Consider the following 12,081-nt stretch of genomic DNA (forward strand, 5'->3'; position numbering starts at 1 on the left):
TATCGTCCTCAGCTCAGCTCGAACATCCCATGATACAACTGATAATATTTCCCCTTCTGCTCCAACAGGTCATCATGATCCCCCCGCTCCACAATCTTGCCCTGCTCCAGCACCATAATGGCATTGGAATTGCGCACTGTACTAAGCCTGTGGGCGATCACAAAGACAGTTCTGCCTTCCATCAGCTGGTCCATGCCCCGCTCGATCAGTGCCTCTGTACGGGTATCTACAGAGGACGTAGCCTCATCCAGGATCAGTACCGGAGGATCGGCTACGGCCGCTCTGGCAATGGCCAGAAGCTGTCGCTGTCCCTGGGACAGCTGGGCGCCGTCGGAGGTTACCATGGTATCATACCCCTGGGGCAGACGGCGGATAAAGGAATCTGCGTTGGCGATCTTCGCCGCCTTCTCAATTTCCTCCTGGGTAGCATCCAGCTTGCCGAAGCGGATATTGTCTGCTACAGTCCCTGTAAACAGATGCGTGTCCTGGAGAACGATTCCCAGGGAATGACGAAGGGATTCTTTGCAGATCTCCCGCACATCAATCCCATCATAAACAACGGAACCGCCCTGCACATCATAGAAACGGTTGATCAAATTGGTGATGGTGGTCTTGCCTGCGCCTGTGGAGCCTACGAAGGCGATCTTCTGCCCTGGCTTTGCGTACAGGCTGATATCCTTCAAAATCATCCGTTCAGAATCATAGCCGAAATCCACATGCTCGAAACGGACATCCCCTCTCAACGGTACCAGCTCTCCATCCGTCTTCTTCCAGGCCCAGACAACTGCATTTTCCACTTCCGAAAATGTAGCAGAACCATCGATTGTAGATTTTGAATCAGCTTCTCCATTGCGCGTACTCTTTCCATTTTCCTTTTCATAAAGAACCAGTTTTCCATTCTGGATCCTTGCCCGGACCAGTTCCACCTTTCCTTCGTCCACTTCCGACTCCAGATCCATTACCTGAAACACACGCTCCGCACCAGCCAGCGCCGCCAGAAGGAAATTACTCTGCTGGGTAAACTGGTTGATGGGAAGCGCCGCCTGGCGGACCAACACCAGATAGCTGGCCAGACTTCCCAGGTCTGCCTTCCCCTGCAGTACCAGAAGTCCTCCCAGTACTGCCACAATTGCACAGTTAATATAAGAAATACTCACCACCACCGGCACCATAGTCGCCACATAGCCCTGGGCTCCGGTTCCCGCCTGGCGGAGCACCTCATTTTTCTCACAAAATTCCTGGAAGCTGGCATCCTCGTGGTTAAATACCTTCACCACCTTCTGCCCGCTGATCATTTCCTCAATAAAGCTGTTTAACGCCCCAAGGCTGTTCTGCTGCCTGGCATAATAAGTCTTGCTCCTGCTGCCGCTGAATTTAATATACCACAGCATGATCCCATAACACACCGTCACAATAATGGAAAGCCGCCAGTTCAGCACATAAAGAATGGTCAGGGTTCCCACCATCTGGATAAAGCTCTGGATCACCATGGCAAAGCTGTTGTTCAGGGCATCGGAAATGGTATCAATATCATTGGTGAAAAGACTCATAATGTCCCCATGTCCGTTGCTATCAAAGAATTTCAAGGGCAAGGTCTGGATATGGGAAAAAAGGTCTCTTCGAATATCAAACAAAATCTTCTGGGATGCCTTCACCATCGTCTGGGAATATCCCCAGGAGGCCAGTGCACCAGTGGCAAAAATAACAGCAGCCACCAGCACTCCTTTTAACAGTGTACGCACATTTCCATCCGCCAGGCCGTTGACAACCGGACGTATCATATAGGTTCCAAGAAGGTTGCACAAGGCACTGACCGACACCAGAACGGCTACCACAAACAGCATCCGCTTGTGCCTTCCCATATAGGAGAGAAAATAGCCCACTGTCCTCTTCATATTCTCTGGCTTCCTGCCGCTATAGATTCCCGCTGCCATTATTCTCCCCTCCTTTCGCAAACTTCACTGACAAATCCACCCTTTATTTCCACACAAGAAGCATCCTTTTGTAAAAACCGCTCCTGTGTATCAGGCATTTGTCGTTTCTCATCCCACTGCCCGTGTTCCTCTATCGCATTTTCCTGCTCCCCCCTCATCTGTGACCTGTAAATCTCCTGATAGATTGGATCATGAGCCAGCAGTTCCTTATGCTGCCCGGTACTATGCACTTTTCCATCCTCCAGGATCACGATCTGGTTCGTATTCATCACAGAAGTGATCCTCTGGGCAATGATAATCTTCGTCACATCCTTACGTGCCGCCAGTGCCTCCCGGATCTTCTTCTCCGTGGCCGTATCCACAGCACTTGTGGAATCATCAAAAATCAGGATCTTCGCCTTTCCAACCAGTGCCCTGGCTATACACAGCCTTTGCTTCTGACCACCGGAAAGGTTGCCTGCCCCCTGCTCCAGCATGGAATCAAGCCCCTCTGGCATGCAGCTTAAGAATTCATCTGCGCACGCAGTTTTGCATGCCTCCCAGATTTCCCCATCTGTGGCCTGTGGGTTGCCCCAGCGCAGATTGTCCCTCACAGTTCCGGAAAACAGCACATTTTTCTGCAAAATAATCCCAACTGCATCACGAAGCGCATGCAGATCATACTCCCGTACATCCTTTCCCGCAACCTTTACAACGCCCTCTGTAGCGTCATACAGCCTTGGGATCAGCTGCACCAGAGTTGTCTTGGACGCGCCGGTACCACCCAGGATTCCCACCGTCTGGCCAGACGGAATCTGGAGCTTTACTCCGGAAAGGGCATACTCTCTGGCATCCTTATGATATTTAAAGGAAACGTTTTCAAATTCAATCCTTCCATCTGCCACTTCCCCAATTCCATTTTCCGGAGAAGTCAGCTCCACATCCTCATCCAGCACTTCCGCAATTCGATGCGCACTGGCAAGAGAACGGGTAAGCAGAAGAAACACGTTTGCAATCATCATCAGGGAGTTCATAATCTGCATGACATAGCTGAGAAAACCAGTCAGATCACCAACCGCCAGATTGGATTTCAGGATCATATTTCCTCCAAACCACATGATCAGCACAATGGCGCTGTACATCACTGACTGAAAGGCTGGCAAGTTCAGCACCGCATAATGAAAGGTAGTCTCCGAGGAACTGGTAAGATTGGTATTGACCTCTCCGAACTTTTCTTCCTCATATTCATCCCTGACAAAAGCTTTTACCGCGCGAATAGCAGTCAGGCCTTCCTGCACCACCCGGTTCAGCCGGTCCATAATGCCCTGCAGTCTGGTATACATAGGCGCAACTTTGGTCACGATCCAGAACAGCACCACGCCCAGCACCGGAATACACACCAGGAAAACAACGGCCAGCCTGGGACTTATCCAGAAGGAAAGAAGAATTCCCATCACCAGAAGTGACGGGCCTCTTGTCACCGGACGAAATCCAGCATTCACCATATTTTGAAGCACCGTCACATCTGTGGTCATTCGGGTGATCAAAGAGGAAGCCAGAAAATGATCCAGATTGGAAAACGCATATTGCTGCACCTTGGCATACTCCGCTTTTCGGATTTCCGCACCCCAGCCATAAGCAGCCTTCGCAGCAAATTGTGCATACAAAAGCCCGGTGATCAGCGCCATCAGCGCGCAGAAGATCATCTGCACTCCTTTTCCATAAATATAGGAAAGATCGTGGTTCGCCACGCCCACATCAATGAGATCCGCGATCATAATGGGAATAAACAGCTCAAAGCAGGTCTCAATAAGAACCAGAAGAGCTCCCAGAATCATATCCTTTTTATACGGTCCGGCATACTTTAAAAGCCGCTTCATGTCGTTCAATTTCGGTCACACTCCTCATATATTGTCATTTGCCCATAAAAAAATAAGTTTTTCGTGGTTATTATATCCATGTTTAAAAATTCCGTCAATTGGTGAAATAACAAAAATAGTACCGCAAATAACAGCAAACTATGCTCTGCAAATTTTGCCCCGTTGCCCGCATAAATATAAAAAGCCGCCAGTTTACAGTACATTTGCCACCATAAACCACCGACTTTTTAATCAAAAACAGATTTCCTTCTACAGGCTTTCATCCAAGGCCTTCGCAGCGGTTACGCCGCCTTCGCCGTTCCTTTCAGCTGCCCATGCACCTTCCGTCTCACCAACACAAAACACACCACCTGCATTGCAATGGTGATCGCCCAGGAGGCCGGATAGGAAATAAACAGGGTATACAAAGATCTATGCTGTGGGAACACCCAGAAGATCCACAGGATCCTGGTACCAACAGTACCAATAATGGAAAGGATCATAGGCACACCAGAATGCCCCATTCCGCGAAGAGCTCCAGGAAAAAGATCCATAATCCCACAGAGGAAATAAGGCACTGTCGTAATAGAAAGGATCTCCACGCCGCAGCGGATCACCTCTGCGTCCTCTGTATAAATCTTCAAAATCTCACCGCCAAATATATAAGAACCGCAGCCCAGCACAAAAGCCATCACAAAGGACAAAATCCCACAATCCAGCAGCACCCGGTCCATTCGCTTATATTTTCCCACACCATAATTCTGGCTGGTAAAGCTCATGCAGGCCTGGGTGACTGCATTTACAGACGCATACAAAAATCCCAGAATATTATTCGCCGCCGTATATCCGGCCATGGCAGTGGCCCCAAAAGAGTTTACAGAAGACTGTAAAAGCACATTGGAAAAATTAATAACCGTACTCTGCACTCCTGCCGGGATCCCCACCTGGAAGATCTGTATCAGATAACATTTCTTAATACACAGCCTGGAAAACCGGAGCTGATAGCTGCTCTCAGTCTGATACAGGCAGCGTAGCACCAGAAAACAGGAAATCAGCTGGGATATCACCGTGGCAATGGCAACACCTGCCACTCCCATATGAAATACAATTACCAGAAACATATTCATCAATGCATTGGTCACACCTGCCACGATCAGAAACACCAGCGGCCGCCTGGTATCCCCCACAGCACGGAGAATCGCCGCACCATAGTTATAAAGCATGAAAAACGGCATTCCCAGGAAATAAATCCGCATATATAAGGCAGACTGTCCAATTACATCATCCGGCGTTCCCATAAGCTCCAGCGCAAATCTGGAAAAAACAAGCCCGAACACCGCCATAAACACCCCGCTGATCAGCGCCAGGGTAATGGCTGTATGCACAGTCTCAGACATCTCCTTGTGTTTCCCGGCTGCATAAAATCTGGCAGCCAGAACATTGGCGCCAAGGGAAATACCAATAAAAAGATTGATGAACATATTGATCAGCGCCGTAGTAGAACCAACTGCTGCAAGCGCCTGGCTGCCGGAAAAGCGTCCCACCACGATAATATCCACGGCATTAAACATCAACTGCAAAATTCCAGAGACCATCAATGGAATCGCAAAAGAAATCAGCTTATCCATAATAGTCCCGTTACACATATCGATTTCGTACTTATTCTTACTCAACTCTACCGCTCCCTCATCTCTCATTCAAACTGTCCGCAAAATTTTCTCTCTGCCACAGCATTCTCCTGCGTATAGACACATTTGTATGGAAAATGCATAAAATCGTGTCTAAAAGGGCTTTCTACAGAAAGCCCTTTTCAAACGCATTAGCTATTATAGTTCTTTGGAAGCCATTTTTCAAGCACGGAATAAATAACCTCCATATCGATAGGCTTGGTAATATAGCCGCTCATTCCACACTCTGCTGCCCGGTTTTCATCCTCTGGAAAGACATTGGCCGTCATGGCGATCACCGGAATATTTTTCCAGTAATCGCTTTCCCCGGCACGAATGCTCTCTGTGGTCTCGTAACCATTCAGGACCGGCATCTGGATATCCATGAAGATCAGTTCATAATAATGTTCCGGGTGGCTGCCAAGAAGCCGGATGGCCTCCTGTCCGTTCTCTGCCACATCCACGATCAGACCAGGCTCAGACAACAGCTCATAGGCAATCTCCCGGTTCAGTTCATTGTCCTCCACCAGCATGATCCGGCGTCCCCTCAGGAAAGCAAGATCCCGTTCCTTTTCTTCCCCGGTCTCTGTTTCTCCCACAGCCGCTTCTATCTTTTTCTCCTTCGCTGCCAGGGTCAACTCCAAACACACAATAAAAGTGGTACCCTTTCCCTGCTGACTTGCCACTTCTATATTTCCACCCATCTGGCTGATGATCGATTTGGCAATGGAAAGACCAAGTCCGGTTCCCTGGGTAGCGTTTGTCATACTGTTATCCTCACGGGAAAAAGGCTCAAAAAGTTTCTCCTGAAACTCCCTGGACATACCAATTCCGTTATCCCGTACCACGAAGGTATACCTTGCCCTGCCTGTCATCAGGCTGCTGCTCTGTGTCACCTTCACACGTACCCGTCCATGCTCCGGTGTATATTTCACAGCATTGGAGATCAGATTGATCAGCACCTGACGAAGTCTCACCGGATCTGCCAGAACATAGGCATCCCGGATTTCTTCCATATCCATATCCAGAATCTGTTTTTTCTCCATAGCTGCAGGACGGCAGACTCCATCCACAATTTCCATTGCCTTGATAAGGGACAGTGGCTCTTCGTGGAGGACTGTATCCCCGCTTTCAATCTTGGACATATCCAGAACCTCATTGATCAGCTCCAGAAGATGTCTGGAAGAATCATCGATCTTCTGCAGGCAGTCCCGGATGCGCTCCGGATCATCTAAGTGGTTCATGGCAATCTGCGTCATACCAAGAATTCCGTTCATAGGCGTCCGGATGTCGTGTGACATGCTGCTAAGGAAAACACTCTTAGCCTTGTTGGCTTCCTCCGCCGATTTGTAGGCATCCTTCAGGCTGTTCATCAGCTGCTCATTCCGGCTGTGGCTCTCCTGCACATCTGTTGCAATCAAAGCCATCATGCCTGGCATAACATTTTCGTCGTCCAGACGGATAAACTGGAAACGGACCCAGCGGTAAGCTTCCTTCGCCTTGATCCTCGCCTCACATTCATAGCTTTCCTCCTGCTCCAGAAAGGTATGGGAAAGCTCTGACAGCTTTAATTTCAGCCTTACCTTTTCCCAGTCGGAGGGTTCACAGTTTGGTGCCAGATACTCTTTCAAAAAGTCCCCGTAATATCCGTCCGGAATCTTTTTATCCAGAAGTCTCTGGCTTCCCCTGTAAGAAACCTTATATTCTCCGGACATCATATCCACATACAAGATGATCAATGAATTTCTTGCCACAGCATGAAGAAGCTGCCTTGTTTCACTGCCGCTTTGGTGAAGGAAATCAAGAATGGTCTCTCCATCATTGTCGCTTTGTTTTTCACTGGCTGCATCCCAGCTTTCCATTTCCATGAAAAATCTGGCTGTCTCTGCTTCATTTGGATCTACGGCCTTGCCATATACAGAATAGCAGGTGCGGATCCTTCCTGCACCAAGCAGATAAGACAGATCTGCCTGCAGCCCTTCATCCTCTTCCAGAAGCTCTACCAGCTCTGGACAGTAAAGGGAGCCTTTTCCCTGTGAAAATTCTTCCAGAACCTGATTCAGTTTTTTCGCCAGCTTATAGCTCCGTCCTATAAAGTCGGTAGCTGCATCCAGACAGTCACTAATATGTATAATCTCGATCAGGAAACGGACATCCGATCTGGTATTGTCAAACTCAGCAGGATAGCCTATTTTTCCATCCCAGGATTTGTGATGTCCCAGAACCGCATCTTTATATTTGCGAAGACAGGGGATTTCTTCAATAAATTTGGCACTTTCCTCAGGATGGGTGAGAATATCCTGCCGTTCTCTTTTTGTCAGCTGTCTGGACTGCTTATTTACAATGGAAGCCAGCCGGATCATTCCCAGATCCAGAAGGAGTGCTGACTGGGAGACAAAATCCAGAAGGTTCTCCTGGTTTTCCAGTACTTCCACCACGTTCTCATAGCCCAGGGTTCCAATGAGAAGCTCCGGCCTTTTCTTTATCACCGCATTCAAAATATGTCTGGCGATCTGCTCCACCATTGCGCTGTGCATAGCGGTGCCTTCCTCACGGCTTAACATGATCTGCATAAGGACCAGAGTGTCCACCTCATCTCCAGTCACATATTTCAGAACATCCCCAAGGGAACGCCACACCACATCATTTACAAAGGTATCGTTCTTTGTGCGGGATAACCGTCTGATGGTGCTCACATAATTCGTCACACAGAATTCCCGGATATCCGGGGCTCCATGATAGTCATCACCATATTTTCCCACCAGCTCCAGAATGGTTGGCAGATGATTGATCACCACCTGGAAATAACGGCTGTCGGAAAAAGATACGCCCTCCTGGCTGTCCAGACCATCATTCTCCATGCTGTACTCGCAAAATTTCCGGTAATCCTCCAAAAGCTCTGTGCAGGTAATTTTGCCCTGATAGAACAAACAGGACTTATAATTGCAATAGATTTCATCCAGCATCTCATAAGGATTTGGATTCTTCTCAAGCTCCTGCTGATAATAATACCCTAATACATCCGTTGCCCTGGAAAGAAGAGCCGGATCGATCTCATGCACTGTAAAGCGAAGGACAGAATTCCCCAGAAGATCATAATTCAACTCTTCAATCAGTCCGTCAAAATCAAACCGCTCCCCATCCAGCGCCCGGATCTTCCCGTCATTATAAAACACCAGTGCCTCATCTATACACTGGAGAAGCTCCTTCGCAGTGCCAAGATTAAAATTCATCATTACCACTGGAAAGTTATAATATGAATAAAGAATTCGTTTTCTTACGTCAAAATCCTCAATTTCAAAATAATGGGCAGAAAGTGCACGAATCCTGTTATAGTACATCATTCCCTTCTTTCCATCCTCGTCGCCAAAGGGACGGTTATATAGATTTCCCAACAGATTCAGTGTCCAGATATAAGAATCCAGATCCTCACTGTTCTGGAAATATTCATCCAGAAGCTCCAGCACCTCCAGCATAGCAAGGTTATCCTCGTATCCCTCGTCATTTGCCATGCGGATCTGATGCAGAAGCTCCCTGGCAAGCTCATCGCTGAGCCTTGCCTCTCCATCTAGGAACGGACGGATATAAAGATTCAGAAGTGCCTCATTTTCAATATAAAGGCGGCGCATGACCCTGGATTTGTTCTTCAGATTCTCGATCCATATTTCCTGGTCATCTGCCTTTAACAGATTCTCCTGAATATGATCCTCTCTCTTCAGATTCTCTTTATATTTGGTATAAAAATGAATAATATTTTCCCTCGTGATCATTCCGTCTTGCCCCTTTTGGAAATACGTCTGTGGTTCTGGTTTTTGCACTGATACATCCGGCTATCTGCCTCTTTCACCAGCTCCGCAAGCTTTCCCTCTTTTTCTTCAAATGCCACAACACCATAGGAAAAACTGATGTGCCGGCATTCCCCGTTAATATGAAAATGGATGGGATTCTCCTCCAGGATCTTATTCATCTGCTTCCGGATTTCCTCTGCGGAAAGCACAGACAGGATCAGAAATTCATCTCCAGCATACCTGTATAACATATCCTCTCTGTCTATAACCCGTTTCACATTCTTTGCAAAATGCACCAGATAGCGGTCTCCATTCTCATGTCCATAACAGTCATTGATCTCCTTCAAATAGTCCAGATCAATAAATACCAGACTGCCAGTTCCATGATTCTGGATAAAGCGCTTACTGTTCCGGTCAAAGGCTGCGCGATTCAGACAGCTGGTCAGGGTGTCCTTCTCCATAGATTCCTTCAGCCGTTCAATACGAAGCTCCTCCTTTGCAAGCAGGCGCACCATCTGATCGTAATTCTCCTTCTCCTGCTCCAGGGATTTCAGATACATCCTCTCAAACTCCGGGATATGCTGGCGGATCTCTTCTTTATCGCTTCTGTACGCGGCCGTACGCATAAGCTTATATACCGGGCAAAAGCTTCCGCTGAAATTCTTGGCGTTCCTGATATAATTGCCAATCCGCAGGATATCTTCCCAGCGTTCTTCCTCTGCCATTACCTGAAGAAATTCCACAAAATAGCAGACACAGAAGCTTAAAGTATCTCTGGCACCCTCCCCTGCTTCCATTTTCTTCATATAAGTATTAAATTCTTCTGCAATTGTAGTCTTATCCTTCTGCTGGTAAAGGCGGAGATACATATCTGTGAATTCCTTCTGAAGCAGGAAAAATGCCTTTCCGTCCTCTGGAAGCTCTTTTTCTTCCAGAATGGCCTGCATATTCCCGGCCGCCTGCTCTGCCTCTGCAAGATCTCCCATTCCCAGCTTCACATAAACCCTGCTGTCATAATAGACCAGCTCATTTAAGGTATCTGAATCCCAGAAGTCCACACCGCTGCCACAGGGATCCAGTCTGGAAATATCCATCATTTTTTCCAGATAGAGGTCTGCCTCCTGGAACAGTCCACAGTCTGTAAACGCTGCAACAATGGTGTTGTAAACAGATTTCAGCGGAGATCTTAAGGTGAAACCGGAATTGGCATATTTCAGGCCATATTCCACAATTTTCGGCGAAAAGCCCAGACAGAAATAAAGTCTTACCAGGGCAAGATAAATTCTGGATTTCTCCTTAGAACGCTCCAGATGAAATCCTGCTTCCCGGCAGATTTCGATCAATGGGAAGGCATATTCCCGGAAATTGTATGCAAAAACACCATAACTTACGGAATAGATTTCTTCTGTATATACAGTAAGATCAGGTGCCTGCTCCAGATCCTCTATACAGCGTGCCGTATCCTCTCTGGTCCATGTCCCTGTCTTTACTTTCTTTTTAATTTCTTCATCTTATACATATAAGTCCGACTCTCCTGCTTATTGCTTTTGTTAGATAGATTTTAAAGGATTTTTACAAGAAATACAACCTTGAACTTGTATATTCTATACAAGCTTTCTCCGAAACAGTTTCTGTTCCCAGTTTCCACAGCAGCCTGTTTCACACCTGCAGTCCCAGATTCCTGTTTGGCAAAGGACCAGGTGAGTTTAATAAATCACCCGGTCCCTTCCCTGTTCTTTACCCATATAAAGCTTATCGTCTACATTTTTTAACAAAGTATCAATGTTGGAATGAAAATCATTCTCCTCCACACCAAAAGTCATGGTAATGGGAATCCACTCTCCCTTCCAGTCAAAGGGCTCGTTGTCCAGCCTCATGCGGAGATTGTTCAGAATGAGACAAACCTCGTCTCCATTCATCTCTGGGAAAAAGAAGATAAATTCTTCTCCGCCCCATCTACACAATCGGGCATGCTCTGAAAGCTCCTGGCTCATGTGCCTGGTGATCCATACCAGAACTGCATCTCCGCAGTCATGTCCCCAATGGTCATTGATCCGCTTAAAGAAATCAATATCGCCCATGCCAAGGGTAAATGCCATATTCGGCTCTTTCTGATGCTTCTCTGTGATATACTGCATCATCTGGCGGCGGTTCCATAAGCCAGTCAGCGGATCTGTACCAGCCTGCTTCTTCAGCTGCGCATTGTACAGCACCAGCTTCTTCTCCGCAGATTCCACATTCGAGCTGAACATACTGCATGCGACTGCCATAAGTACAAAGGTGATCACCGTATTTATGATCTGCAGTACAACGGTAGCCGTCTCTGTCAGGGCTAATACCGATATATCCGTCCTGCAATATAAAAACAGACCAAAGCGCACTGCAAACAACAGTATGGTATATCCAATCTTATATCCCAGAGAATTGTAAATTGCAAAGTACACCAGCACCAGCATCTCAAACATCAGATGCTGAATACCGCAGTCCCATCCATACAAAATCACAAATGCAATCACCCATGCCAGCTGTACCCCAGCGCAAATGAGCACACTGGTGTGAACCTTCAGACGATAGGTTGCACAAAAAGCAGCCACTGCCATCACTGCAAAAATATACCCGATCCAGACACCTGTCTTTGGTCCTACTGCACTCAGCACCAGTGGTATGCTCAGAAAATAGAGACACAGGATCAGTAAAATAATTCTAAGAAGCAACAGTATCCGCTGAGGTTCGTTCTCATGAACGGCCTCTTTCTTTAACAGGGAGCAAAACTTCCTCCACAGTTCTCCAAACATTACAAAATCCGCCTTTCCCATGCGCGTTTCATACAGTAGTTGTGCTCTATGCTTCTTCT

6 protein-coding genes are annotated in these 12,081 nt (G+C 47.3%); all 6 read right to left on the minus strand.

Going from position 1 to position 12,081, the window contains the following annotated elements; all coding sequences use genetic code 11:
- Positions 1-8: 8 nt before the first annotated feature.
- The 6 genes from LIQ05_RS02155 to LIQ05_RS02180 all read right to left on the minus strand — a co-directional run bounded on the left by LIQ05_RS02155 (position 9) and on the right by LIQ05_RS02180 (position 12,022).
- The gene (locus LIQ05_RS02155) at positions 9-1,934 is read right to left on the minus strand and encodes an ABC transporter ATP-binding protein (protein ID WP_226818237.1); all 1,926 of its coding nucleotides are present in this window, start codon (positions 1,932-1,934) and stop codon (positions 9-11) included.
- Positions 1,934-3,793 (minus strand): ABC transporter ATP-binding protein, encoded by a 1,860-nt coding sequence (locus LIQ05_RS02160; protein WP_320051479.1) that lies wholly within the window; start codon positions 3,791-3,793, stop codon positions 1,934-1,936. The genes LIQ05_RS02155 and LIQ05_RS02160 overlap by 1 nt, the downstream gene beginning before the upstream one ends.
- 281 nt (positions 3,794-4,074) lie before the next feature.
- Positions 4,075-5,469, minus strand: a complete 1,395-nt coding sequence (locus tag LIQ05_RS02165; protein ID WP_416385973.1) for an MATE family efflux transporter — start codon at positions 5,467-5,469, stop codon at positions 4,075-4,077.
- Between the two features lie 122 nt (positions 5,470-5,591).
- Positions 5,592-9,209 (minus strand): ATP-binding protein, encoded by a 3,618-nt coding sequence (locus LIQ05_RS02170; RefSeq protein ID WP_226818241.1) that lies wholly within the window; start codon positions 9,207-9,209, stop codon positions 5,592-5,594.
- Entirely contained in the window at positions 9,206-10,570 is a 1,365-nt protein-coding gene (locus LIQ05_RS02175; protein WP_226818243.1) for a GGDEF domain-containing protein, read from the minus strand. Before LIQ05_RS02175 ends, LIQ05_RS02170 begins: the two co-directional genes overlap by 4 nt.
- A 363-nt stretch (positions 10,571-10,933) precedes the next feature.
- Positions 10,934-12,022: a GGDEF domain-containing protein gene (locus LIQ05_RS02180; RefSeq protein WP_226818245.1), complete on the minus strand. Its 1,089-nt coding sequence runs from the start codon at positions 12,020-12,022 to the stop codon at positions 10,934-10,936.
- Between the last annotated feature and the right edge of the window lie 59 nt (positions 12,023-12,081).

The organism is Blautia glucerasea (assembly GCF_020537505.1).
In the GTDB taxonomy this organism is placed as follows: Bacteria; Bacillota; Clostridia; order Lachnospirales; family Lachnospiraceae; genus Blautia_A.

Excerpts from the sequence above, each read along its gene's own strand:
- LIQ05_RS02155 (WP_226818237.1), bottom strand. The coding sequence starts at position 1,934 with ATGGCAGCGGGAATCTATAGCGGCAGGAAGCCAGAGAATATGAAGAGG.
- LIQ05_RS02160 (WP_320051479.1), bottom strand. The coding sequence starts at position 3,793 with ATGAAGCGGCTTTTAAAGTATGCCGGACCGTATAAAAAGGATATGATT.
- LIQ05_RS02165 (WP_416385973.1), bottom strand. The coding sequence starts at position 5,469 with ATGAGAGATGAGGGAGCGGTAGAGTTGAGTAAGAATAAGTACGAAATC.
- LIQ05_RS02170 (WP_226818241.1), bottom strand. The coding sequence starts at position 9,209 with ATGATCACGAGGGAAAATATTATTCATTTTTATACCAAATATAAAGAG.
- LIQ05_RS02180 (WP_226818245.1), bottom strand. The coding sequence starts at position 12,022 with ATGTTTGGAGAACTGTGGAGGAAGTTTTGCTCCCTGTTAAAGAAAGAG.